The sequence below is a fragment of the Endoryza foliicola genome (assembly GCF_050589245.1).
In the GTDB taxonomy this organism is placed as follows: Bacteria; Bacteroidota; Bacteroidia; order Chitinophagales; family Chitinophagaceae; genus Endoryza; species Endoryza foliicola.
The window spans coordinates 177,560-201,290 of the sequence record NZ_JBOBEW010000006.1 but is presented as its reverse complement, the minus strand read 5'-3'; the positions used below and the strand labels follow the sequence as shown (position 1 = coordinate 201,290).

General features: G+C 41.4%; 25 protein-coding genes. 10 read left to right on the top strand and 15 right to left on the bottom strand.

Features of this window, described 5'->3' with window-relative positions; all coding sequences use genetic code 11:
* Positions 1-39 precede the first annotated feature (39 nt).
* From ACQ2HE_RS14930 to ACQ2HE_RS14900, 7 genes are read right to left on the bottom strand one after another with little or no spacing between them, the layout of a single operon-like run.
* Positions 40-714 (bottom strand): DUF1361 domain-containing protein, encoded by a 675-nt coding sequence (locus ACQ2HE_RS14930; protein ID WP_430900026.1) that lies wholly within the window; start codon positions 712-714, stop codon positions 40-42.
* A complete protein-coding gene (locus ACQ2HE_RS14925; RefSeq protein WP_430900028.1) occupies positions 711-1,076 on the bottom strand; it encodes a diacylglycerol kinase family protein in 366 nt (121 codons plus the stop codon). Before ACQ2HE_RS14925 ends, ACQ2HE_RS14930 begins: the two co-directional genes overlap by 4 nt.
* Before the next feature lie 8 nt (positions 1,077-1,084).
* Positions 1,085-1,312, bottom strand: a complete 228-nt coding sequence (locus tag ACQ2HE_RS14920; RefSeq protein ID WP_430900030.1) for a hypothetical protein — start codon at positions 1,310-1,312, stop codon at positions 1,085-1,087.
* 10 nt (positions 1,313-1,322) lie between these two features.
* Positions 1,323-2,627, bottom strand: coding sequence for an exosortase N (gene xrtN / locus ACQ2HE_RS14915; protein ID WP_430900032.1), 1,305 nt, complete (start codon positions 2,625-2,627; stop codon positions 1,323-1,325).
* A 9-nt stretch (positions 2,628-2,636) separates the two neighbouring features.
* Entirely contained in the window at positions 2,637-5,081 is a 2,445-nt protein-coding gene (locus tag ACQ2HE_RS14910) for an XrtN system VIT domain-containing protein (protein WP_430900034.1), read from the bottom strand.
* A gap of 53 nt (positions 5,082-5,134) precedes the next feature.
* Positions 5,135-5,434 carry a winged helix-turn-helix domain-containing protein gene (locus ACQ2HE_RS14905; protein WP_430900036.1) on the bottom strand — a complete coding sequence of 100 codons (300 nt, stop codon included), beginning with the start codon at positions 5,432-5,434 and terminating at the stop codon, positions 5,135-5,137.
* Positions 5,435-5,443: 9 nt separating this feature from the next.
* Positions 5,444-6,097, bottom strand: coding sequence for a hypothetical protein (locus ACQ2HE_RS14900; RefSeq protein WP_430900038.1), 654 nt, complete (start codon positions 6,095-6,097; stop codon positions 5,444-5,446).
* Positions 6,098-6,221: 124 nt separating this feature from the next.
* On the opposite strand from ACQ2HE_RS14900, the gene ACQ2HE_RS14895 reads away from it, so the two are divergent.
* From ACQ2HE_RS14895 to ACQ2HE_RS14875, 5 genes are all read left to right on the top strand, one after another.
* On the top strand, positions 6,222-8,744 hold the full coding sequence (locus ACQ2HE_RS14895; RefSeq protein WP_430900040.1) for a DUF5686 family protein: 2,523 nt from the start codon (positions 6,222-6,224) through the stop codon (positions 8,742-8,744).
* A 60-nt stretch (positions 8,745-8,804) separates the two neighbouring features.
* The gene (glpK, locus tag ACQ2HE_RS14890) at positions 8,805-10,307 is read left to right on the top strand and encodes a glycerol kinase GlpK (protein WP_430900042.1); all 1,503 of its coding nucleotides are present in this window, start codon (positions 8,805-8,807) and stop codon (positions 10,305-10,307) included.
* An 86-nt stretch (positions 10,308-10,393) separates the two neighbouring features.
* Positions 10,394-11,947, top strand: coding sequence for a glycerol-3-phosphate dehydrogenase/oxidase (locus ACQ2HE_RS14885; RefSeq protein ID WP_430900044.1), 1,554 nt, complete (start codon positions 10,394-10,396; stop codon positions 11,945-11,947).
* A gap of 12 nt (positions 11,948-11,959) precedes the next feature.
* Positions 11,960-12,673, top strand: a complete 714-nt coding sequence (locus ACQ2HE_RS14880; protein WP_430900046.1) for an MIP/aquaporin family protein — start codon at positions 11,960-11,962, stop codon at positions 12,671-12,673.
* Positions 12,674-12,676: 3 nt separating this feature from the next.
* Positions 12,677-13,192 (top strand): RidA family protein, encoded by a 516-nt coding sequence (locus tag ACQ2HE_RS14875; RefSeq protein WP_430900048.1) that lies wholly within the window; start codon positions 12,677-12,679, stop codon positions 13,190-13,192.
* 76 nt (positions 13,193-13,268) lie between these two features.
* On the opposite strand, the gene ACQ2HE_RS14870 is transcribed toward ACQ2HE_RS14875, so the two are convergent.
* Positions 13,269-13,730, bottom strand: coding sequence for a TM2 domain-containing protein (locus tag ACQ2HE_RS14870; RefSeq protein WP_430900050.1), 462 nt, complete (start codon positions 13,728-13,730; stop codon positions 13,269-13,271).
* Positions 13,731-14,092: 362 nt separating this feature from the next.
* A complete protein-coding gene (locus tag ACQ2HE_RS14865; RefSeq protein WP_430900052.1) occupies positions 14,093-14,461 on the bottom strand; it encodes a cupin domain-containing protein in 369 nt (122 codons plus the stop codon).
* Between the two features lie 122 nt (positions 14,462-14,583).
* Here ACQ2HE_RS14865 and tnpA point away from each other — a divergent pair, with 122 nt between their 5' ends.
* Positions 14,584-15,042 carry an IS200/IS605 family transposase gene (gene tnpA / locus ACQ2HE_RS14860; protein WP_430900054.1) on the top strand — a complete coding sequence of 153 codons (459 nt, stop codon included), beginning with the start codon at positions 14,584-14,586 and terminating at the stop codon, positions 15,040-15,042.
* A 619-nt stretch (positions 15,043-15,661) separates the two neighbouring features.
* Here tnpA and ACQ2HE_RS14855 read toward each other — a convergent pair.
* Positions 15,662-16,846, bottom strand: a complete 1,185-nt coding sequence (locus tag ACQ2HE_RS14855) for an aspartate aminotransferase family protein (protein ID WP_430900056.1) — start codon at positions 16,844-16,846, stop codon at positions 15,662-15,664.
* A gap of 86 nt (positions 16,847-16,932) precedes the next feature.
* On the opposite strand from ACQ2HE_RS14855, the gene ACQ2HE_RS14850 reads away from it, so the two are divergent.
* From ACQ2HE_RS14850 to ACQ2HE_RS14840, 3 genes are all read left to right on the top strand, one after another.
* Positions 16,933-17,454 carry a gamma carbonic anhydrase family protein gene (locus ACQ2HE_RS14850; RefSeq protein ID WP_430900058.1) on the top strand — a complete coding sequence of 174 codons (522 nt, stop codon included), beginning with the start codon at positions 16,933-16,935 and terminating at the stop codon, positions 17,452-17,454.
* A gap of 82 nt (positions 17,455-17,536) precedes the next feature.
* Complete coding sequence (locus tag ACQ2HE_RS14845) at positions 17,537-17,722, top strand: hypothetical protein (RefSeq protein WP_430900060.1); 186 nt, start codon at positions 17,537-17,539, stop codon at positions 17,720-17,722.
* A gap of 47 nt (positions 17,723-17,769) precedes the next feature.
* Complete coding sequence (locus ACQ2HE_RS14840; RefSeq protein ID WP_430900062.1) at positions 17,770-18,102, top strand: DUF3630 family protein; 333 nt, start codon at positions 17,770-17,772, stop codon at positions 18,100-18,102.
* Between the two features lie 40 nt (positions 18,103-18,142).
* Here the strand turns inward: ACQ2HE_RS14840 and rsgA are convergent, their stop codons facing one another.
* From rsgA to ACQ2HE_RS14815, 5 genes are all read right to left on the bottom strand, one after another.
* Positions 18,143-19,084 (bottom strand): ribosome small subunit-dependent GTPase A, encoded by a 942-nt coding sequence (gene rsgA, locus ACQ2HE_RS14835; protein ID WP_430900064.1) that lies wholly within the window; start codon positions 19,082-19,084, stop codon positions 18,143-18,145.
* Positions 19,085-19,260: 176 nt separating this feature from the next.
* A complete protein-coding gene (locus ACQ2HE_RS14830; protein ID WP_430900066.1) occupies positions 19,261-20,205 on the bottom strand; it encodes a vWA domain-containing protein in 945 nt (314 codons plus the stop codon).
* Between the two features lie 2 nt (positions 20,206-20,207).
* On the bottom strand, positions 20,208-21,095 hold the full coding sequence (locus ACQ2HE_RS14825) for a hypothetical protein (protein ID WP_430900068.1): 888 nt from the start codon (positions 21,093-21,095) through the stop codon (positions 20,208-20,210).
* A 1-nt stretch (position 21,096) separates the two neighbouring features.
* Positions 21,097-21,969, bottom strand: coding sequence for a DUF58 domain-containing protein (locus ACQ2HE_RS14820; RefSeq protein ID WP_430900070.1), 873 nt, complete (start codon positions 21,967-21,969; stop codon positions 21,097-21,099).
* Between the two features lie 25 nt (positions 21,970-21,994).
* On the bottom strand, positions 21,995-22,996 hold the full coding sequence (locus tag ACQ2HE_RS14815) for an AAA family ATPase (protein ID WP_430900072.1): 1,002 nt from the start codon (positions 22,994-22,996) through the stop codon (positions 21,995-21,997).
* Positions 22,997-23,261: 265 nt separating this feature from the next.
* Here ACQ2HE_RS14815 and ACQ2HE_RS14810 point away from each other — a divergent pair, with 265 nt between their 5' ends.
* Positions 23,262-23,717 (top strand): hypothetical protein, encoded by a 456-nt coding sequence (locus ACQ2HE_RS14810; RefSeq protein ID WP_430900073.1) that lies wholly within the window; start codon positions 23,262-23,264, stop codon positions 23,715-23,717.
* Positions 23,718-23,731: the final 14 nt, after the last annotated feature.

Here is a 23,731-nt window from a genome sequence, read left to right as displayed (position 1 = left end):
AAACTATAATAAAAAAGGCGTCTCGTTGAGACGCCTTTTTTATTTTTGGAACACCGAACTGGTCCGAATGCTTTTATATACAAGTCCAATAAAAACAGAAAACCCGGCGATCAATACCCAAGCCGATTTGTGTTGAAGCGGATGATTGAACAAGTCTAGCAAAGCTACTACCAACTGCATAGGCTCATGAATCACATCCCAACTATTGAATCGCAAAACCCTGCCTAAATAGATACCAATTGCATTCAGTACAATCATAATTGGCATGAACGCTCTTTTCCAGAATTGCCCCCAGTAACAGATAGTTAAGCTTTCCATTTGCAACATGCTTACGAATCCCACATAAATTCCAATCCATGCGAAAAGGATCAACATGATAAGATCGTACCACAATGATATTCCCGACACTTCACCTAGATGGTACATATCGGTTGCCAGATAAAAAGTATTGGGCACAAAGGCCAACCAAACTGCAAAAAAGAAAACAAATAAGGCTTTGTTGGAAGCTAATGCCGGCCTTAATTGCAGCCATTGCGAAACCCCATATGGAATCAAAGCGAGAAACAAATTCCACAGCAACATAGAATAGGCATTGCTAGTGGTATACCAAATCCGAAAAGCAACAAACAAAATGGCTACCACCACATTCCAAAATAGATTTCGAAAAACGGGTGTGGCCCAAAGGTCTTTAACGAAGTTTACTAGAAGATTCATAATTGCGATAAATAAGGTAGAAAAATAATCAGTGCTACTGCAATAGCAGCAAAAGCTGCAATCAGCACAGCACCTGCTGCCACATCTTTTATGAACTTCAGAATTGGCAATCGTTCATCTGAACAAAAATCAACCAGTTTCTCAATGGCTGTATTCAACATTTCGGTAGCCCATACCAACGCTATGGCAAATACAACAGCGATCCATTCTGCTTTTGTTATTTGAAAATAAAAGGACGCTGCTATAACAACGATTGTAGCTAAGAGATGAATTTTAGCTTGCCCCTCTTTCTTTACAAAGGCAAATAGTCCTTTAAAAGCCGGTCCGAAACTTTGAAATCTTGCCAAGATGAATTTTACCATATCCGAAATTAAGAAGTTCTTTTGGCAATCCATTGATACCAAAAAGCAGCGCAGGTAAATCCCACAAAAAAGTTGATCAAGGTATCACTGGCACTATGGGAGTTTTTATCTACCGCCATAAAATAGATGCCATTGAAAATCAGGACGGCAATTGCCACTACCATTCCTGCCAAATTAACGGGCAGAAACCCGAGGCCGGTTTCTTTAAACCAAGGACCATGAATGTTTAGTTTCATATACAACGTTTTAATTAAGTTCTTTTACTTGTTCAAATTTCAAGCAGGCAGCTTGCAAATCCGCTTCTCTTTTAACCGTTATATTGATTAAGTTAAAAGGCGGCGCTCCGGTAAATTGCTTCCACCGCCATTCGAATTGGCTCAAAGTGCGGTCTTTCTTATTTGAATACCACCATACGGTGTACATCAATTCAGCTCCCTTCTTCAGTACACCCTGATAGCATTTTTTCCCATTGATGGACACATACTTGATATCGCCAAGTACATACCCACTTGCTTTCCAACAAATTTGAGGATTGTGATCTGCTTGATACCAGTTGGGATTGGCTTTTACATACACCAAACTCAACTGATCCATTAATTCCAAAGTGGTGTTGTTAACGGAATTCACTTGGTACCCTTCAAAGCTCTTCGACGAAAGGGGATTTGGAATAGAAGCCTGCTGATCACGTTGAATCACTTTAACTGCCACTAAAATTAAAAAGAGCGGTAGAGCATAGTTAAGTGCATGGTGTGTAGGGCTACTTTTACTGGCTACCGAATTTGTTGGCTTTCTAAAACGAGCCATCCAAATCAATGGAAGCACCACATAAACAAGCAAACTAATCAGGCCAATTGCTTCATGATGCCAGGTGCCCGGCATCGACTTAAATAATACAATTGCAACAATGCGAAACAAATTCATCACCACATTACACACCATCAGTATCAAAAAATAAAGCCAGAATGGAAGGTGATGAAGTGGAGGCGATTTTCTTTGAAAACGAGCACCTAGACTCCATATCACAACACCTAACAATAGACTAACAACTACCATATTGAGTCCCATGCACACTTCATCAATCGAAAACTCTGCGCCGGAATTTGAGATCACATTTCCTTCTACCTTCAAATCTTTTATTAAGTGCTTCAGTATAGAACCCGCCCAGCTACTAAGCTGCAAGCGAATGGGAAAACTGAATACTTGTACCACGAATTGAAAAATGGGCGACATGAAAAAGAGAATCGGCAATAATAAAGGTGACTTCGGTCCGGTAACCATTGCCCAAAAGAATAGCACAGTAAATGACCAACTGAAAAAATACAAGGTCTTTACAGGTATAAACAGCGTCAGCAAAAGAGCAACGATCGCTAGAAGCGCATACTCGCGGACCCATCCCTTTTCTTTGGAGTTTGCTCCAACGATATAACAAGAGATTAGTCCAAGAATAGTGGAAGCACTCGTCCAACTCAAATAAATGTGCAGGATATACACAGATGGTATAGCAGACAAAAGTAGTATCCAACTCCACCCTTTTTTCCAAATGGTTTGCATAGAGATGAATTAGGCAGTTGTAATCTGTTTCTTTTTCCTGAAGTACCAGTAAACCAGGGTTCCACAGAAAAGAATGATCAGCAACCACTCTTCGGGTTCCGGGGCAGCCCCTTTTGATTGGATTCCTGCATTCCCGAGTCCCTTTTGATCGGTATCAATGCCCTGATCTTTATAATCTTGCGCCGACTCCAGAACTATTAAACTTGACACCGGACTTACTAAATTAGCTTTTTCAGCCCTTACAATAGCAGTAGAATCGGTTGCAGCACTTCGAAGTATTTGATTGTATTGAAACAGTCTATAAATATGATCAGTAGCCGCATGCTGAACAGGCAAACTGTCTTCTTGTATTTGAACCCCCAGTTCAGGGATCACAATTTTCTGATCCGACTCTTCGGATACTGCAAACTGCTTTTGAACTATCAATTCTTTCAAATCATCTGTATTCCCTATTTCAGGAATCAAATAGCGGCTATCAATCAGTGTTTTATAGTACCCGGACGATTGAGCATTCAACAAGAAACATCGTACCGGCTGACCATTGCTTCGATCTGCTTTCAACTTAATTGCATAATCGGATTCTTCTAGGTCTTCGATCGCAATATTTGCAAGAGCGGGCTTTGTAACAAGCAATGAATGCTCTCGATCTTTAATCAAGAAAAAAGGGAAACAACTGATCGTTTGTTGTCGCAATTGATTCAAGACCTTGTCTCCGTTTCTAGGCTCCCACTTCACCATTTCTTTTTGATACACGTAGATTGATTTATTTGCAAACAAGGTTTTCATGGCACTGATCTCTTGGTTGGTCCAACTGGCATTGATGTCTAAATAGATATCCTGGGGATCGAAGCTCATTCTTGAGGGCAGATAGTTACTAAGAACGTAGCGGTGTTTATCGTATGCAAATTCTGCTTGCAATTTTTCAGGAGCATCCATTTCGATAGTGATATTGGAAGAAGGCAACTCATCTACTTCATATTGATTCTTTGCTACCATCGAAGCATGTGCTACATGAACGTTTACCGGATCTTGTGCAAACAAAACACGAGTTTGATATCGAGTACTTTTCTTCACCGGGCCTTCCCAAGTAGATGGAAGATAGCTCCATCGCATTGCCTCCTTTTTCATGGGAGCTGTAATACCAATTTTGAAAACACGGCTTTCTTTATTGTTAACAGGAAACACCCTTACTGCCACTTTATTCCCTTCTCGCCATTCAACCCAAGATGGATCACGACCTTGAACCCCTACAATATTTTTATATGCTTCGGCGGCTTTTGATTTGGTAGTAAGAACACCCTTTTCTTCTTTTCCGTTGACCCAAAGACTCAAAGAAGTAACGGTGCCGCCTGAGGGTAATTGGAAAATATAGATCGCTTCATTCTGTCCTTGCCAACGCTCTTCTGAACCATTGGTTACTTGAAAAGTATGTTCTGTGTATTGAATGCCATTGTTAGGCCACAATTGAATGGACGTGGTAACAGCTTCAGTATAGAGATCCTTACCACTCCACAACCGAAGTTCTTGCACACCATCATATCCATAGATCGCCTTTAGAATATGAATTTTATCCGACTCCAGAAGAGGATCAGTTGAGAAAAGAGAAGCGATCATAATTAAGGGATTGTGAAGTTTCACGATTTGGTCGTTGAACCGTGGTTCACCCCAAAGTGAAAAACTATTCTTTGATACTTGGTATTCAATATCCATTTTCACGAAGTCTGAAAATAACCATTCATCTCGGTAATCTTTCACAACAGATATCCAAGCCGGAACTCCATCTTTAGCATAAGCCCTCGCCTCGCGAACGGTTCTGCCAATACTTTGACTCAGTAAATTCCATTGTATCACAAAAAGAACACATAACAAAACTACGGTGCTTGAAATAGACCACAACACAACCTGATACTGCTTTTCATTGAATCTGTTTTTTAATATGAACAAGGTTCGAATGAACAGTAAAATAGGAACGAAAATATGCAGCCCTAGCCCGAGCGCGACGATACCAATCAATCCGATCAAATAAAGTGGGGTAACATATACCGTCATATACAACCAACACAAAAGCGCCAATGACAATGTTATAAATTGAGCCCATTTCAACCAATTCGGAAATCGGTCGGCGAAGAAGTCAAGCAATAACGCAGCCACCCCTAAAAACTGAAGCGCCATAAACCAGGGTGTGCAATGATCGAAAACAATAAGCTCTCTATTAAAAGTATGCGCGCTGAAAAAGAAAAGGGCGATGAGTATGTTTTGGATCAATGATTTTTGGTCGGAGTCGCGCCCTGAAATCATGTAAATAGTCCAATAAATGCCGGTCAACCCGAAGTTTACAGTTACAAAACCTGATTGATCGGATTTAGCAAGATCTGTTCCTCCAACGATATACATCGTAATAGATACCAATAAGAAAAGAAAACCCACTAAAGCCGGTGTTTTTATCTGTTTCATGTTTTTTGATTTAAAAAGCTCTTTGTTTTTCAAAGTGAAATGACAAAAAAAATTTACTTTACTCCTTTGATCATGTTTTCAAGGGCTGTTAAATGGTCTTTAAATGCTTGTTGGCCGGCCTTTGTAGCAGTATAGGTAGTATTGGTTTTTCTACCTATGAAGCCCTTGGTTACTTGTATGAATCCCTGTTCTTCTAAAGTGGTAAGATGCGACGCGAGGTTGCCATCGGTTAGTTCCAACATCTGCTTTAGATCATTGAAATTAACAGACTCATTCACCATTAAGATGCTCATGACACCCAAACGGATCCTGCTCTCAAACACTTTGTTTAATTGTGAAATCGGATTCTTCATGTTTCTATTTTAATCGGCTCGCTCGTATTTCCACCACATAATAAAACCATATACAATATGCATCACTCCAAAACCTATGCTCCAACAAACCAAGCCCCATCCGGGATTCCAGAGATTGATCAAACCCAATACAATTTGCGCATAGCCCAACCAGCGAATTTCCCCTAAGGTATATTTAGAAGCATTCAACAAGGCCAATCCGTAAAAAATTAAACAGAGTGGAGCTACCAAAGTATAGGACTCTAAATATAGGACGCGCAAAATTACTATTCCTCCCACCAAAATTGGCAACAAAGCATTCCACACCATACGTTGCGACACGCTGTTCCAAATTGGCGTATTCTTAGACACACTTCTTCGATAGGTAAAAAAGAATGCTGTTACAAATGCTATCACAAACACTCCAATGGCAATTGCGATCAATTCTATCAATAGATCATAGTAGGAAGACTGATTTACTGCCATGCCTCTCAAACTATAATCCGATTGTTGGTTGCTCGGAATATAATAAGCCATTCGGCTATTGGCAATAAAAGCACCCGCTAAAGCAGCCAAACCGGCACTAATCCCGCTCCAGCCGCTCAAAGAAATAAAGCGAGAAGATCGCTCCATCATCTGTTTGATGTCTTGTAAAGCATCCAAAGAAGTCTGATTTTCTTGCATAAAAAGCACTTTGTGTTTCAAAGTAAGATAAATTGATTGATTCCACCAAATTTTCATCCATAGTTTCGGCCAATCCATCCATTTATTACCAACCTTTTAAGAAATCGAAGCGTATTTTTGTTCAATGGCAGGATCGTTACTTAAGAAAGTACTTATAGCATTTTTCATTATCCTTAACCTTCTCACAACCAAGAACTTATTCTCACAAAATAAAGTCTTAAAAGGTACAATCAAGGACGCGCACAGTGAAGAGCTGATTCCCTTCGCGTCTATGAAATTTAAAAATGGCACCGCCGGCCGTTTGAGCGACTCTGCAGGAGCTTTCACCTTCCGATTTCAAGAATGGCCCACCGATACCTTAGTCATTACCTATGTTGGGTATGAAGACTATTTCCTTGTCTTCGATTCAACCTTGCTCAGTAGAGTTAAAAACAATGTTCTCGACATATCTATCCATTTAGTGAGAGGAAAATTCACCAACGAAGTGGTGGTAAAGAAAAAAATTGATAGAGGTTTATTGATGTGGAGAAGAATTGTAAAAAAGAAACCACTCAACGATCGCTACAGATTCGAAAACTTCTCGTATGAACTCTATAACAAATTGGAAATAGACCTTAAGAATGTAAAACGTGAAAAATGGCAGAAATACCCGATTATTAAAAACTTCGGATTCGTATTCGACAATGTAGATACAACCGAAGAAGGCCGCCCTTTTCTACCTGTATATCTTACGGAAGCCATTTCTGATTACTACTATCAAAAAGACCCCAAGCGAAGAAGAGAAGTAATAAAAGGAACGAAAACTTTGGGAGTTTCCAATGAAAGTGTATTGCAGTTTCTGGGAGGTATGGACCAAAACGTAAACTTCTACAGCAATTTCATTCCGGTTTTCGATAAACTCTTTATTAGCCCCTTGAGTGATAATGGTGATAATTACTACCGCTACAAAGTGCTCGACAGTCAGTTTGTGAACAACCGTCGGCTTATTCATATGAGCTTTACACCAAAACGGGTGGGTGAAAATACTTTCGAAGGCGACTGTTGGGTTCATGATACTACTTGGGCTGTTCAAAAAATGAACCTGCGGCTATCAAAAGAAGCGAATATCAACTATGTTGACAAACTCAGCTTGATCCAAGAGTTCAAATTAATGCCCGATGGTACTTGGTTTCTCTCACGTGATAAATTTGTAGTTGATCTTTCTCTCACCGGCGAGAAAACACTTTCTGTTATCGGAAGAAAAACAACTACCTACGAAAACATTGTTTTCAACGACAGCTCCGTTGTAAACGAACTTGCCAAAAACAACCTGATTGAAGAAACCATTGTAACCGAAAACGCCAAACATACTCCGGATAGTTTTTGGGTTGAAGCAAGGCATGAACCCTTAACCGTTTCAGAGCAAAAGATCTATAAAACAATTGACACTTTACTATCGCTCCCTTCGTTCCAAAAAACTACCAAGCTACTAAACTTCTTAGCAACAGGCTATTTAAATACCGGTAATTACCAAATCGGTCCATGGCAAAACTGGATCTATGCCAACGTTTACGAAGGAATGCGTTTGCGTTGGGACTTGGGAACCAACTCCGGCTTTAACAAGCGATTGAACTTACATGGATACGTTGCTTATGGATTCAAAGACAAACAGTTTAAAGGCAAATTAGAAGCATTGTATATTCTCAAACGAAGCCCAAGGACTTCCCTATATGCTTCTTATAGTAAAGACTTCGACCGTGCACAAACCTATTATGATGAAATTAGTCAGGATAACATCTTTGCCTTAGCCATTCGAAAAACCGGAGTGCCCATCAAATTCTTAATGATGGAAGAAGGAAAGGCATCGATATACAAACAGTGGAAAAATGGTTTTAGTGTAACCTTGGGTGCAGATAGAAAGATCTACAATCCGGTGATGAACTTACCTGAAAAGTCATTATTCTCGGTAAAGTCAGGTGAGGCCTTGAATACTTTTGAAACAAGCATACAAGTGCGCTTTGCATACTTGGAAAAGTACCTTGAGAACACCTTCTTCAGAACAAGTTTGGGAAGTCCTTATCCAATATCGGAAATCAAACTCACGAAGGGAATGTCGGGAGTATTGAACAGTGCTTACAACTACACCAAAATTTCCGGTAGTGTTTCCGACTACATGAAGATCCCACCACTGGGTAGTATCTATTACAATGTATTTGCCGGCAAAACATATGGTACACTTCCTTATATGTTCTTGGATGTGGCACCAGGTAATGAAATTTACTATTACAATAAATACGCGTTTAGTTTGATGAACCGATTTGAATTTCTGCACGATCAATATGCAGGGATCAATTTCGAACACAATATTGGAAACGGCTTGTTCCGTTACATTCCATTGACTAGAAAATTAAAATTCCGCCAATTCTGGAATACCAAATTGTTATGGGGTAGCTTATCAGATGCCAATAAAGCATTGAACATGCCAGCCAATTCTGCCTATAAATTTTCAACCCTCGACGGGAAAACATATATGGAAATTGGAACGGGTGTAGACAATATCTTCAAAGTATTTAGAATGGATTTGGTATGGCGCGTGTTTCCAAGACCACTGCCGGTAGAAAAAGTAAGTCGCTTTGGAGTATTTTTCAGTTTCCGATTGGCCTTCTAATAATTCATCTTTAGTTTACACAAAAACTCATAACTTACTACTTCACAGAAAACGATTTCTATGCCTGCGAAGTATGTACTTTCTCTTGATCAGGGAACCACTAGTTCTCGTGCAATTTTGTTTGACGCACAAGGTGCAATTGTTAGTGTGGCTCAAAAAGAATTTCGACAAATTTTTCCGGAAAGTGGTTGGGTGGAACACGATGCCAATGAAATATGGAGTACACAATACGGTGTATTGGCAGAGGTATTAGCCAAAGCCAATTGTCAAACCTCCGATATCGCTGCCATTGGAATTACCAATCAACGCGAAACCACGGTTGTATGGAATCGAAAAACAGGAGAGCCCATATACAATGCTATTGTATGGCAAGACAGAAGAACCGCCGGATTCTGCGATAGACTGAAACAAGAGGGATACGCACCCTTGATACAACAAAAAACAGGTCTGGTATTAGACGCCTATTTTTCAGGAACCAAAGTGAAATGGATCCTCGACAATGTATCGGGTGCGCGTGCTGCGGCCCTTCGTGGCGAATTAGCTTTTGGAACCATTGATAGTTGGTTGGTATGGAAACTTACCGGGGGACAACTACACATCACCGATGTATCCAACGCATCAAGAACACTATTAATGAACATACACACCGGCGATTGGGATGAAGAATTATTGAAATTGTTTGATATTCCCGCGTCGATGCTGCCAACCATCAAAGCATCGAGTGAACAATATGGTGTAACCGATTCTATTGTAAAGAAAGCGCACATACCTATTTCGGGAATTGCGGGTGATCAGCAAGCAGCCTTGTTTGGGCAACAATGCACGCAAGCAGGAATGGTGAAGAACACGTATGGTACGGGCTGTTTCATGCTTATGAATACCGGCACGGAAGCAATTACTTCTTCAAATAATCTATTAACAACCATTGCATGGAAAATTGGCAATACAACAACCTATGCATTGGAAGGAAGTGTATTCATAGCGGGGGCGGTAGTGCAATGGTTAAGAGATGGTTTGCACATTATTCGGACCTCATCAGAAGTGGAGGCTTTGGCAAAGGAAGTAAGTAGTAGTGACGGCGTTTACATAGTGCCGGCTTTTGCAGGATTAGGCGCACCTTATTGGAATCAGTATGCACGAGGTACGATATTCGGACTAACAAGGGGCAGCACGAAAGCACATATTGCCAGAGCTGCACTTGATAGCATCGCCTATCAAACTATGGATGTATTGCAAGCTATGTCGGCAGATTCTAAAATAGCAATCAAAGAATTGCGTGTAGACGGTGGCGCTACTATCAATAATATGCTAATGCAATTTCAGGCCGACCTTCTTCAAACAACCGTAATTCGTCCGAAAGTGTATGAAACCACTGCGCTGGGCGCTGCTTATTTAGCCGGATTGGGCGTTGGTTTTTGGGAGAACACCGATCAATTGCAACATCAATGGCAGGCAGATGCGCATTTTCATCCTTTAATGCAAAGTAATGAAGCAAACAATCTCATAAAGGGTTGGCGTCGCGCAGTAAAAGCCAGTATAGCTTGGGCCGATGAAAACGAGTAAGAGAACAATTATTTCCACCTTTTTGTAAAAGCAATAGAACTGTGGTTTAATATTTGCACCAGTATCAGTATTGAATACTTTCTTTCATGGCACTATCAAGAACAGACCTTTGCAATCAATTAAGCAATTCGTTCGACATCATCATAATCGGAGGCGGAGCCACCGGCTTAGGAGCTGCAGTAGAAGCGGCTACTCGTGGGTATAGAACATTGTTAGTTGAAAAATATGATTTCGCAAAAGGTACTTCTTCTCGCTCAACAAAACTGGTGCACGGAGGTGTTCGCTATTTGCAACAAGGCAATATCAAGTTGGTGATGGAAGCGCTTCGCGAAAGAGGCATCCTCAAGCAAAACGCACCACACCTCGTAAAAAATCAGTCTTTTATTGTTCCAAACTATAAATGGTGGGAAGGCCCATTTTATGGATTGGGATTGAAGGTATACGATTGGATGAGTGGTCAGCTGGGCCTGGGTGAAAGCGAATGGCTGTCAACAGAAGAAGTGCAATACTATACCCCAACGCTTGATCCGGAAGGATTGAAAGGTGGAGTCTTATACCACGACGGTCAGTTCGACGATAGTAGGTTAGCGATCAACCTGGCTCAGACCGCCATAGAATCGGGCGCTGTAGTGTTGAATTATGCAGAAGTAACCGGACTCATCAAGCATCAAGAGAAAGTGATCGGCGTAAAACTGCGTGATACCATTCTCTATAGTGATTATGAAGTACAGGCAAAGGTAGTGATCAACGCAGCCGGTGTTTTTTCAGACAGCATACAACAAATGGATGATGCGGCACATGAAACCACCATTGCACCGAGTCAAGGGATACATATCGTACTCGACAAAGCCTTTCTTCCAGGTGATACTGCTATCATGATTCCACATACCGACGATGGACGCGTTTTATTTGCTGTGCCTTGGCATCAAAAAGTAATCATCGGTACAACTGATACTCCTGTTTCAACTATTGAAACCGAACCCAAGCCATTGGAAGAAGAGGTGAAATTTGTATTGAATCACGCTGCTCGCTATTTAACACAAGATCCTACCTACTCCGATATTAAAAGTATGTTTGCCGGCTTACGCCCCTTGGTGAAAGCATCAGCAAAAAATACTGCAGCACTTAGCCGAGATCATTCTGTAACCATTTCACCAACCGGATTGGTGAGTATCATTGGTGGAAAATGGACTACCTATCGAAAAATGGGTGAAGACGTGATCAATATTGCTGCTATTCAAGCAGGCCTGCCTTATGCGGAATCTGTAACACATAACCTATTAATTCACGGAGCTGACCCCGTTGATGATTTTAATTCGGATGATTACTACTACGGTAGTGATCGTCCGGCATTGCAAGATCTTGTTTTCAAATACCCGCAACTTCAGAAAAAAATCCACCCGGATCTACCTTATACAGAGGCCATGGTAGTATGGGCCGCAAGAGAAGAATATGCGCATACGGTAGAAGATGTATTGAGCAGAAGAACAAGAGCTTTGTTATTGGATGCGAAAGCATCTATAGAAGCCTCTCCCACTGTTGCTAAAATTCTCGCCAAAGAATTGAAAAAACCGCAAAATTGGATTGACGAACAAATTGTATCTTACACCATACTGGCAAAACAGTACTTACCCCTATAAACACGATTGCTTATGAATATTTTTCTCGCCGAATACATCGGCACCCTGCTCCTTATTCTAATAGGACAAGGAGTTGTTTGTAATGTAGTTCTTAAAGACACTAAAGGAAATGGTGGTGGTTTGATCAGCATTTGCTTTGCATGGGGCATTGCTGTTTTTGTAGGAGTGTATACGGCTACCAAATTAGGAAGCGGAGGTCATTTAAATCCAGCCGTTACCATTGCACAATTGGTCCTTGGAAACATCGATACCAATCTGGCCTTCTGGTATATAATAGCGCAGTTCGCTGGTGCTATTACCGGAGCCATTTTAGCTTGGTTGGCTTACAAACAACATTTTGATGTTACATCAAGTTCGGCAGATAAATTGGGTGTATTCGCAACAGGACCATCCATAAGAAGTTATGGGTACAATGTAATAACAGAAGCGATCGGCACTTTTGTTTTGGTATTTGGAGCTTTGATGATCAGCGCTCCAACCGCTACTTTAGGAAGTTTGGACGCGCTACCTGTAGCATTATTAGTATTGGGAATTGGATTGGGATTGGGTGGACCAACCGGTTGGGCTATAAACCCTGCCCGTGATCTGGGACCGCGCATCGCTCATTTCTTATTGCCGATTTCGGGGAAAGGGAGCAGTGATTGGTCTTACAGTTGGGTGCCTGTTGTGGGACCAATTATTGGGGGCGTTATTGCTGCCATTGTATTCAAAACCATTCAACCATAAATTATGAGAAAAGGAATTCTGTTTTTGATACTTATTGTTGGCGCTTTGCAAGCTTCAGCACAAACTCCTGAAGAACGCTTGGCTGCGAAGGGAATTACCCTACCTACTGTTTCAAAACCGGTAGCCACCTACGTAAATGTGGTACGTGTTGGGAATCTGTTGTATTTGTCGGGCAAAGGCCCGAAATCGGCTGATGGAAAAGACGTAACCGGAACCCTCGGAAAAGACATGACCATTGAACAAGGTTATGAAGCGGCTCAATCTGTGGCCTTGCAACATATAGCTGTTTTGAAAGACGAATTAGGATCCCTCAGCAAAGTAAAACGAATTGTAAAAGTGTTGGGAATGGTAAAATGCACCCAGGATTTCATCGACCAGCCGAAAGTAGTAAATGGTTACAGTGATATGATGGTCGCCGTTTTTGGTGAAAAAGGAAAACATGCTCGAAGTGCAGTAGGAATGTATGCACTCCCTTTTAATATTGCAATTGAAGTAGAAGTAATTGTTGAAGTAGAATAAGAAACAATAGAAACCTTAATAAAAAAAAGCCGATGATCAAATTCATCGGCTTTTCTATTAAATGTGTAATACAAAATTAGAATGAAGGATTGTATTGACCACCTTTAGGTTGCAAGCTTCCGGTAATGATGCGAATTAAATCGATCAAAGACCAAATTCCCAAGCCACCCAAAGTTAATAATTGAACCACGCCTTGCCATGTATAGCCAAGGTAAAAACGGTGAATTCCCAAACCGCCCACTAAAAGAACAAGAATCAAAGCTACCACTTGGCTTTTGTCGCCGCCAGCAGCCAGCATTTTCTTGCCTTGCTTTTGTGCAGCTTTGAGAGCGATAGATTTAGTGAATCCAAGTCTGTGACCAGTCAATTCCTTGTACTCCTTAGAAGTCATGGTCATTAACTGTTCAGGGCTAACACTCACACCGTATCCGATGTTAACTTGTTTAGCAGGAGCAGTTTTTGGCTCCGGATTCAAAGACGCAAAAGAGGAAACGGCGATCAATGTGCTCGCCATTAGGCTTAATAAAACTTTCTTCATAACAGTAGTTTTTAATGAAGTAAATATAAAAGATTGATTCAAATGCTGAAATTTTTATGACAACAATATTTACATATTTTAATCTGTCATATAATTCTTCGATCGCTAAAATAAAACGGAAATTAATACGGAAAGTACCACTTTGTGGTAAACTGCTGATTTTGTTGTATGAATTGCAAATCAGCCCCTTAAACCCGAAGTTTAAACAACAAATTTGACCACTCAGGCTATCTTTACTAGTGCATCCTTTTAGTAAACCTTGTACCTATGGAGCGTTGGCTGCTTCGGTTTAGGGTTTCAGTTAGCGAGTATAATTCATTGCATCTCAACAAAATGCCACTGTTAGAAACGATAGACCTGCTTTAAATTGAGTTGAGTTGATTCCGGGTTAATTCAGAAGTGGCTGCATCTCCGGTGTTTAGTGTTGTATCGGGCTCGAAAAGCAGTACTTGTACTTCTTCAGGGGCAACAGGCCGGTGTTCTGTACCCCTTGGAATTACAATGAATTCTCCTTCATTGATTCGAATGGTTTGATCCCGTAATTCCATATTAAAATAGCCTTTTACAACCAGAAAAAGTTCGTCTTCCGTTTCATGCTGATGCCACACAAACTCCCCTTGAAATTTTACCAGTTTAACGGATTGTCCATTCAACTGCGCAACTACTCGTGGGTTCCAATGATCGTGAAATAGGGAGAATTTATCTGAAAGGGATTTCTTTTGAATTTGCATAGCGATTGGTTTGTTGTAAGGTACGAAATAGTATGATTTGCAGTTGTACAACTGAAGTTTGAAAGAGGAGGTTGTACAGGTTCGAAAAGGCAAAAGAGGTTTATGAATTTTACAACAAAAACATGCCAAATGTATATTCTAGGATTTATCTGCAGCTCGTTTTTGCGGTTAAGAATCGTCAAGCATTGATTGAATCTGTTTGGAAGGATGAGCTGTGCAGATATGCTGCTTCCATTATCCAAAGCAAGGGGCACAAATCAATCATCACAAATGCTGTAAAAGATCATATTCATTTGCTTCTCGGATACAACCCGTCGAATCCGATTCCCGATTTGGTGCGAGAAATAAAATGCTATAGTTCGAAATTTATAAACGATCGTCATTTGTCTAGATTCAAATTTGAATGGCAAACGGGATACGGGGCCTTTAGCTATTCGAGGTCTGATATTGACAGAGTGTACCAATACATTCAAAATCAGGAACAGCATCATAAAATCAAAACATTCAAGGCAGAATATTTGGAATTGTTAGAAGAACATGAGATTGCTTATGATGAAAAATACCTGTTTGATTGGATTTAGGGGGCGACATAAATAAAACAACGTCATTTCAAATTATCGGAGAACGAAATTAGAATCACAGCAGACTATTGAGAGAATGGTTCGAATTAATCGTAAATGATCCCATCATGTCGCCCCGATGGGGCTGATAATTCTGGAATGAACCGAACATGTACTTTTCTACAATCATGCCGCCCCTAAAGGGGCTGGGATGTTAGCTGTACCAATATTATTGATTTGTTACAACCATGCCACACCTAGAGGGGCTGTGAACCCGGTATGAACAGCGCATTAGCCCAGATTATATTCTGCAAAATGAAATCAAGCTTTATGATTCAACGATAATATTCAACCATTGAAACGCTAGCCCCGCTAGGGGCGACATGATTGTAGGAACAAAAATTCATTCCGGCGCACGCATTCCTAGCCCCATCGGGGCGACATAAAAAAAATCCGGCTATTTCCATGCATAGGAAAACAAATTCAGACTCGTAGCAGATTGTAAGAATACCAAATCGTTCATAATTGTGATCAACGATTTCATCATGTCGCCCCGTTAGGGGCGGCATAATTGTAGCACCTATTGAGAGAATGGCTCGAATTAACATTCAATGATCGTATCGCTCCGATCGATGCTACATCACCCCACCAAATCACAACATTCCAAAATCACCGCACAGGCCTTTTTGATTTCCTTCTCGCTAATAATCAGAGGGGGTGCAATACGCATGCAATGGGGCGCAAACAAAAACCAATCGGTTACAACACCTTTTGAGATCGCCGCATCAATAATAGGTTTGTTGACATCAAAACTCTCGAACTCAACTGCCATCAATAAACCTTCGTTTCGAATCGCTTTAATTTTGGGATGCTTCAACAGTTCTTTAAACAAGGCAGCCTTGCTTGCCACTTGCGCTACCAACTCTTTCTCTAATAAATATTCAAACGCAGCAGCACCGGCCGCACAACAAAGCGGATGGCCACCGAATGTAGTAATATGACCCAGCACCGGATTCTCTGTAATCACATTCATCACTTCTCTACGCGCAATAAACGCCCCCATGGGCATTCCGCCTCCCAAGGCTTTTCCCAACATCAACACATCGGGCACCATGCCATAGCGCTCAAATGCCCATAATGATCCCGTTCTACCAAAACCGGTTTGAATTTCATCAAAAATCAACAAAGCTCCTACTTCATCACACTTTCTCCGAAGCGCTTGCATCCATGCTACCGTTGGCGCATATACGCCCCGCTCGGCTTGAACTGCTTCCAATACAACGCAGGCCGTTTTTGCTGAAATCACATCAATCGCCGCTTGCGTACCATATTCTTCATGGCGTACGTCGGGTAACAATGGTCTATATGCATTTCTCCAATATTCATCTCCCATGATACTCAATGCCCCTTGAGTGCTTCCATGGTAGCTCTGATGAAATGCAATGATCTCGGTTCTATTGGTATACCGCTTCGCCAATTTCATCGCACCTTCCACTGCTTCAGCACCCGAATTGGTAAAGTACACGGAATTAAGCTGTTCCGGCAAATTGCTTGCAAGCAAGTGCGCATACTTCACTTCAGGGCTTTCAATGAATTCTCCATACACCAACAAATGGAGGTATTGCTCCGATTGCTTGCGAATGGCCTTGATAACCTTTTTATTGCTATGGCCCACATTGGCCACACTAATACCCGCAATAAGATCAATATACTCCATACCCTCCTTGTCCCACATTTTACATCCCTTGGCCTTCACAATTTCCAAGGCCAAAGGAGCCGGAGAAGTTTGCGCTACATGTTTGAAAAACAACGCTCTATTATTCATTCCACTTCTGTTTTGCTGAATTCAAGATTCAAAATTGATACAAATTTCCGCAAAGAAAAACGATAAATTGCAGCAAATTTTTGACTATGCCGGTAATCATGCATGTAGACGGAGTATACCCTCAGAATGGCGAAAACTGTTTTATTGCGCCAAATGCAACCATAGTTGGTGACGTAATCATGGGAAACGACTGCAGCGTATGGTTCAATGCTGTGATCAGAGGCGATGTTAACAGCATCCGAATGGGCAATAAAGTTAACGTGCAAGACGGCGCAGTGATCCATTGTACCTACAAAAAAACCAAAGCCATCATCGGAAACAATGTTTCCATTGGTCACAACGCCCTGGTACATGGCTGCACCCTTCACGACAATGTGCTCGTTGGCATGGGGGCCATTGTTATGGACAATGCCGTAGTACATTCCAACACCATAATTGCCGCCGGAGCAGTTGTACTGGAAAATACGGTTTGCGAGCCTGCCAGCATCTATGCCGGCGTACCCGCCAAGAAGGTGAAAAGCATTGAGCCTGAACAAATAAGCGGTGAAATTGACCGAATTGCGAACAACTATGTTCGATACGCCGATTGGTTCCGCGATCAGGTATAATTAAGAAAAAGGCCGCCCCAACTTGCTTTTACGGAATAATAACTGTAGGTTTAAATACGTTAACCCTTGAAAAGTACCCTATATGCCCCGTAATCGAACACTCCTTAGCGCCCTGTTGCTAGTATCAATTTTCCTATCCGGATCTTCCTGTAGTTTATGGAATAAAGCGTTCGGACCCAAATATGGATGTCCGGCCGGTAGTGCTGTTGGTGCCGAAAAACTGCTGAGTGGGCAAAAAGTTCCCAAACAAAAAAAGTTTAAAGCATAAACAGCAGCAAAACGCTCCTGTTATTTCATCATCTAAATCCGACACATATGAGTCTTACCCTACGAAACGATTTTGGCTGTACAGAAGCTATTATTGACGATGATTGCGGATTGAAGCGTTTTTATGAAGTAGCAAACATTCTCAGCGATGATCTCGAAATCAAATTCACTAAAAAAGAAGATGATTTTGACACCCTCACCTGGTGCTTTGCTTATAAAAATCATGCACTAACCCTTCACTACAACATCTACACCGGTATCTCTATCTTCCCTCATAAATTTAGAGAAGCCCCTAGGAACGATAATGAAGCAGTAGTGGAAGTTGCCAAATTTCTAGAGAACAAATTACTGATACATACAGCAAAACGATTCTTGTCATAAGAAGTAAAAAATTAAAGTCAGCTATTTCTAGCTGACTTTTTTATTTCTTGTTGTATTTCTGCACCGGTTCTTCAATACTCTCTAGTATTCCATAGTAACTTACAAACCGGTCTTCACTTATTTTCCCATCTCGAACAGCCTGCTTCACCGAGCATCCGGGCTCGTTGATGTGCATGCAGTTATTAAATTGACATTCTTGAATCAAGGACCGCATCTCCGGAAAATAATGGGAAAGCTCTTGCTTGCTAATATCAACAATTCCAAACTCCCTCATACCCGGCGTATCAATCAATTTGCCGCCCCCCGGCACCTCATGCATTTCTGCAAATGTAGTAGTGTGCATACCCTTTCCACTCCAACCACTTACATCTTGCGTACGCACATCCAAATCGGGAATCACCACATTTATCAAACTCGATTTCCCAACTCCACTATGCCCGCTGAACAAGCTGATCTTATTGTGCAAACTGGCTTTCAACTCTTCCATTCCCTCGCCTGTTACTGTACTGGTTCTTATTACTTTGTAGCCAATTGATTCATACATGTCCTTATACGATTCAAACAGCTCTTCTTCTTTCTTTCTATACAAATCGGCCTTATTGAACACTACAATTGAAGGAACATGATAGGCTTCCGAAGCCACCAAAAAACGATCAATGAACCCTTGCGAAGTTCTTGGCTCGCGAAGCGTGGCAATCAAAAAACTTTGATCAAGATTTGCTGCTACAATATGATGCTGATGCTTTACCCTCGGGCTTTGACGATTGATATAATTTCTCCTTTCCTCAATCTTTGTAATCATCACCGTTTGCTCGAGGTCATTCTCCATTTCAATTTCCACCCAATCGCCCACAGCAATAGGATTGGTAGAAGTAATTCCATCAATCTTAAACACGCCCTTCATTCGGGCATGATATATATTACCTGCTTCGTCTTTTACAACGTACCAACTTCCGGTCGATTTGTATACCAAGGCTCTCATTATGGCAAAGCTAAGAAATAATATGAGGAGAAGAGGAGCGAGGAAAAGAGGAGCGAGGAGGCGAGGAAGGAGGAGAAGAGGGAAGAGGCTGAAATTAGTGAGTTAGTAGATTTGAGAATGAGGATGGTGGTGAGATAGGATAAAAGCAATTGTTGCCATTAAATGATAGGCAATGCTTATCCGGAAATTTTACGCAGCAATAGCCATCGGAACAGGAGTTCGAGCACCAGAAAAATGCCTGCTAGTAGGGCCCATGGATGAAAGCGTTCAATATAGCGCTTTAAAGTAGTTACTTCAACGCGTGATCGTTCCAACTGATCAATTTCATTGTATATTTTCTGAAGACCATCTTTATCGCGTGCCTTAAAATAGAGGCCACCGGTTTCTGAGGCAATGGAGCGCATCAAGGTTTCAGAGCTTTCTGCTCCTACCCCAATGGTGTACACCCGAACTCCGTAACTTTTTGCCATCATCCGGGCTTCCACCGGAGAAATTCGACCTCCTTGGTCGTCACCATCGGTTAACAAGATCACTACCTTACTCTTGGTAGCAGCGGCTTTCAAACGAGCCACACTAATACCCAAGCCGTCGCCAATGGCTGTGCCATCTTCTAATAGTCCTTTTTGAATGCCATTTATTTGCTGAAGCAATACCTCCTTGTCGGTAGTTAATGGCACTAGTGTAAAACTCTCACCCGAAAAAATAACGACTCCTATACGATCGGTTGCGCGGCTTTTCACAAAATTAGCGGCCACTTCTTTTGCCGCTTCTAAACGATTGGGGAGAAAATCTTCTTCCAACATACTACCACTTACGTCCATACACAAAACAATATCGATCCCCTCCCCTTCTTGTAAATTTTCATCGAATCGTGTTTGAGGGCGTGCCAAAGCAACAATTAGGGCACTTATGGCAAGAAGTCGAAACAAAAAAGGGAGATGTCGCATGGCCATTCGAAAACTACTTATTTTTCGAACAGATGGATTGATGGTTAATTCAAACGCGCCTGATAGTTTACGTTGCTTCCAAGCATACCAGAGAATCATCAACGGGAGTACGGCGAAACCCGCGAATGCCATCGGCCATGCAAAATGAATATGTTGGAACCAACTATACAACATGCTTATAAATTCTGATATGCTTTAATACTTATTTCTGTTACAAACCAACTCTTTTCCATTTCCTCTTTAGAAGGGATGTATTTCGCGAACTTTACAAAATCGGATAACCGCAGTGTTTGAATCAACAGTTCCAATTGTTCCTTCGGTAACAAACTGTGTTTCAAAAACTTAATCATTTCTTGATTCGTTTTATCTAATGAAGAAAATTCTTGTGTTTGTTGAACGTACCAACGGAAGATGCGATTCAATTCTCCATAAAAATCTCTGGCGCTTACTTCCTCACGTTCCCAGCCCTGCTTTAACTTGCGCAATTCATCCATGGCTTGTTCATAAGGCGATTTTGGAGGCACTTGGGGCTCAAGCTTTGGTTGTTTTTTCTTGCGAAGAATGAGATACAAAATCAAGATCAACACAAGTACCGATCCTACCACTAAAGCAATTAGTTCCTTGGTCCATTTAAAAGGAGGCGCGGGAACAATGGCCTTGATATCACGGTAGGCGTCTGTTTCGGACTGTTGCATGTACCCAATCAATAAACTAAGCTTATCTGTCAGATACTTTTTATTTTTTACTTGTACTTCGAAAGGCGGAATAACCTGAACGCCTGAATCGTAACTTAAGATCGTAATGACTTGGGTAAACTTCTTCCCGTCCATTTCATTTTCTTCCTTCAGTTCCGACTTATCGATGATCTCAAAATGAGGAATGGAATCCGGAATCTTGATCGAATAAGGAATTCCAAGTGGCAGTCTACCTTCAATGGTCACTTTCACCGGCGTTCCAATTCCAATAGAATCAGTATCCATAAATGATTTTACCAATACCTGTGCATTCAACACACCGGCACTTAGTAAAACCAAGCTTATTATGAATGTGATTCGTTTGAGCATATTATCGATTCCTTCCAATGAAAAATTTCTGAAGCACTTTTACATAATCTTCATCCGTTCTGATATGAAGTAAATCAGCACCAGCTTTTACAAAACATTGCTTGCACCATTCGGTGTGAGTAAAGAAAGCTTCTTGATATTGTTGACGTTGTTCGAAACTATTTGTATCCAACCAACTGCGCTTGGCGGTTTCCGGATCAACAATATCTACCAATCCAATTTCAGGAAGCTCCATATCCAACTTATCGTAAAGCTTAATACCAATTACATCATGCTTTCTTCCGGCTACTTTAATAGCATCCGCAAAGCTGGTGTCGATAAAATCACTTAAAACGAAGGTGATGGCTTGGTGCTTGGTTGCATTGTTCAATCGACGCAAGGCTTCTCCCAATTGGGTAGATTTATTCTTTGGCTTCGCCGTTAGCAATTCTCGAACCATGTACAAAACGTGATCGCGGCCTTTCTTAGGAGGAATGAATTTTTCAACAGTATCGCTATAGAAAATCATCCCTACTTTATCATTATTGCTAATTGCAGAAAAAGCCAATACAGCTGCGATCTCTGTAATAAGATCTTTTTTTCTAGCTTGCTGCGTGCCTAATAAGGTGCTGGCGCTGATGTCTACCAATAACATTACGCTCAACTCGCGCTCTTCTTCAAACAACTTGCTGAATGGCATATTAAAGCGAGCGGAAACGTTCCAATCGATGAAACGGATATCGTCACCGTGTTGGTATTCTCTCACCTCCTTGAACAACATACCCCTACCCTTAAACGCACTATGGTATTCACCCGTAAACAGGTGGCGCGTGAGCTTTTTGCTTTTAATTTCAAGCTCGCGAACCTTCTTTAATATGTCGCTGGTAGTAAGCATGTGCTGTATTGCAGTGGATGATCAATTAGGGCACCTGTACGGCTCCCAAAACAGCGTCTATTACTGCTTCTACAGTAACACTTTCCGCTTCGGCTTCATAAGTGAGGCCAATACGATGACGCAATACATCTTTGGCAATGCTGCGAACATCCTCCGGTATTACAAAACCTCTTCCTTGTAAAAAGGCTTGTGCTTTAGCAGCGAGTGCCAAGTTGATACTGGCACGAGGAGAGCCCCCGTAAGCAATAATGGGCACCAATTTCTCCAAACGGTAATCGGCAGGATAACGAGTAGCAAATACAATATCTAGAATATAGTTCTCTACTTTTTCGTCCATATAAATTTGGCGCGTCAACTCTTTCGCTGCTACTACTTCTTGCATCGACACCACTTGTTTCACTTCTCCGCCTTTAATGCCCAAAACATTTTGACGAATGATTTGTGCTTCCTCATGCTTTTGGGGATAGCCCACAATTACTTTCATGATAAAACGGTCTTGCTGGGCTTCCGGCAAAGGATAGGTACCTTCTTGTTCCAAGGGGTTTTGCGTTGCCAATACCAAGAAGGGCTCATCTAATTTGAAAGTAGTATCACCAATGGTAACTTGACGCTCTTGCATGGCTTCCAACAATGCACTCTGAACTTTCGCCGGAGCGCGGTTGATCTCATCTGCCAAAACGAAATTGGCGAAAATGGGACCTTTCCGAACCACGAACTCATTACGAGGCTGGTTGTATATCATGGTACCGAGTACATCGGCGGGCAATAAATCGGGGGTAAACTGAATCCGGCTGAATTTACCGGCCAGGGCTTGTGAAAGCGACTTAATGGAAAGGGTTTTTGCCAATCCGGGCACACCTTCCAACAGAACGTGGCCATTGCTGAGAAGACCAATTAATAGACGATCCAACATCTGATGTTGGCCAATTATCACCCTTCCTACTTCATCTCTCAATCGATCAACAAAAGCACTTTGATACTGGATCTTTTCATTTAACTGACGAATATCGTCGGCTGTTAACACCATAAAAACGGAGGTTTAGTGAGTTTTTCAGTTCTAACACCTTAATTGCCATAAAATTACGGCAACTAATACATAGGAAACGGATTCACGACCATCTTATTTGCAAGATGAGTGCCAAATGATGATTTTTTCTAAATTTTACCCCTTTTCAACCACCCCGGAAGCAATATTTTGAATGAAATTCAGTTTTGGAACTAAGGAATTTCCCCTATAAAACAGGCTATTAGGCCCTATTTTTGTAGCTATTAACAGAACCAATTTCCTTTTTATGAAAGCTATTTACTTTTCTGCACTGCTTGTTTTGGCTGCTTCATGTAGCAAGAGCGACAGTACCCCTGAAGATAAAACGAAGGTGATCACCACCGGTACTTGGAAATACGATCGTTCCGGTATGGATTTCAATTTAGATGGAGTGGCGGAATCGGATCTTCCACCCGGTTATCTTCAATCTTGCGATACCGATAACCTACTCACCTTTAATGCAGATAGTACCGGAGTGGTAGACGAAGGTCTTACCAAATGTGATGCAGCCGACCCACAAACCGTCAATTTCACCTGGAGTTTTAATGCCGATAAAACCGTTATTAATTTCCCAACGGCTGTTATTAGCAATGTTTCGGGAGACGTGACCGTGAAAAAATTAACGTCAACTGAATTAGACTTGCAAAAACAGATGACATACATGGGCACAAACGTGAACATCATCATCGAATTCAAGAAATAAATTCCTGCACCAAC

What these genes read in the sequence shown, in the direction of transcription:
- ACQ2HE_RS14930 (WP_430900026.1), bottom strand. Translation starts at nt 714, where the DNA reads ATGAATCTTCTAGTAAACTTCGTTAAAGACCTTTGGGCCACACCCGTT.
- ACQ2HE_RS14925 (WP_430900028.1), bottom strand. Translation starts at nt 1,076, where the DNA reads ATGGTAAAATTCATCTTGGCAAGATTTCAAAGTTTCGGACCGGCTTTT.
- ACQ2HE_RS14920 (WP_430900030.1), bottom strand. Translation starts at nt 1,312, where the DNA reads ATGAAACTAAACATTCATGGTCCTTGGTTTAAAGAAACCGGCCTCGGG.
- xrtN (WP_430900032.1), bottom strand. Translation starts at nt 2,627, where the DNA reads ATGCAAACCATTTGGAAAAAAGGGTGGAGTTGGATACTACTTTTGTCT.
- ACQ2HE_RS14910 (WP_430900034.1), bottom strand. Translation starts at nt 5,081, where the DNA reads ATGAAACAGATAAAAACACCGGCTTTAGTGGGTTTTCTTTTCTTATTG.
- ACQ2HE_RS14905 (WP_430900036.1), bottom strand. Translation starts at nt 5,434, where the DNA reads ATGAAGAATCCGATTTCACAATTAAACAAAGTGTTTGAGAGCAGGATC.
- ACQ2HE_RS14900 (WP_430900038.1), bottom strand. Translation starts at nt 6,097, where the DNA reads ATGCAAGAAAATCAGACTTCTTTGGATGCTTTACAAGACATCAAACAG.
- ACQ2HE_RS14895 (WP_430900040.1), top strand. Translation starts at nt 6,222, where the DNA reads ATGGCAGGATCGTTACTTAAGAAAGTACTTATAGCATTTTTCATTATC.
- glpK (WP_430900042.1), top strand. Translation starts at nt 8,805, where the DNA reads ATGCCTGCGAAGTATGTACTTTCTCTTGATCAGGGAACCACTAGTTCT.
- ACQ2HE_RS14885 (WP_430900044.1), top strand. Translation starts at nt 10,394, where the DNA reads ATGGCACTATCAAGAACAGACCTTTGCAATCAATTAAGCAATTCGTTC.
- ACQ2HE_RS14880 (WP_430900046.1), top strand. Translation starts at nt 11,960, where the DNA reads ATGAATATTTTTCTCGCCGAATACATCGGCACCCTGCTCCTTATTCTA.
- ACQ2HE_RS14875 (WP_430900048.1), top strand. Translation starts at nt 12,677, where the DNA reads ATGAGAAAAGGAATTCTGTTTTTGATACTTATTGTTGGCGCTTTGCAA.
- ACQ2HE_RS14870 (WP_430900050.1), bottom strand. Translation starts at nt 13,730, where the DNA reads ATGAAGAAAGTTTTATTAAGCCTAATGGCGAGCACATTGATCGCCGTT.
- ACQ2HE_RS14865 (WP_430900052.1), bottom strand. Translation starts at nt 14,461, where the DNA reads ATGCAAATTCAAAAGAAATCCCTTTCAGATAAATTCTCCCTATTTCAC.
- tnpA (WP_430900054.1), top strand. Translation starts at nt 14,584, where the DNA reads ATGCCAAATGTATATTCTAGGATTTATCTGCAGCTCGTTTTTGCGGTT.
- ACQ2HE_RS14855 (WP_430900056.1), bottom strand. Translation starts at nt 16,846, where the DNA reads ATGAATAATAGAGCGTTGTTTTTCAAACATGTAGCGCAAACTTCTCCG.
- ACQ2HE_RS14850 (WP_430900058.1), top strand. Translation starts at nt 16,933, where the DNA reads ATGCCGGTAATCATGCATGTAGACGGAGTATACCCTCAGAATGGCGAA.
- ACQ2HE_RS14845 (WP_430900060.1), top strand. Translation starts at nt 17,537, where the DNA reads ATGCCCCGTAATCGAACACTCCTTAGCGCCCTGTTGCTAGTATCAATT.
- ACQ2HE_RS14840 (WP_430900062.1), top strand. Translation starts at nt 17,770, where the DNA reads ATGAGTCTTACCCTACGAAACGATTTTGGCTGTACAGAAGCTATTATT.
- rsgA (WP_430900064.1), bottom strand. Translation starts at nt 19,084, where the DNA reads ATGAGAGCCTTGGTATACAAATCGACCGGAAGTTGGTACGTTGTAAAA.
- ACQ2HE_RS14830 (WP_430900066.1), bottom strand. Translation starts at nt 20,205, where the DNA reads ATGTTGTATAGTTGGTTCCAACATATTCATTTTGCATGGCCGATGGCA.
- ACQ2HE_RS14825 (WP_430900068.1), bottom strand. Translation starts at nt 21,095, where the DNA reads ATGCTCAAACGAATCACATTCATAATAAGCTTGGTTTTACTAAGTGCC.
- ACQ2HE_RS14820 (WP_430900070.1), bottom strand. Translation starts at nt 21,969, where the DNA reads ATGCTTACTACCAGCGACATATTAAAGAAGGTTCGCGAGCTTGAAATT.
- ACQ2HE_RS14815 (WP_430900072.1), bottom strand. Translation starts at nt 22,996, where the DNA reads ATGGTGTTAACAGCCGACGATATTCGTCAGTTAAATGAAAAGATCCAG.
- ACQ2HE_RS14810 (WP_430900073.1), top strand. Translation starts at nt 23,262, where the DNA reads ATGAAAGCTATTTACTTTTCTGCACTGCTTGTTTTGGCTGCTTCATGT.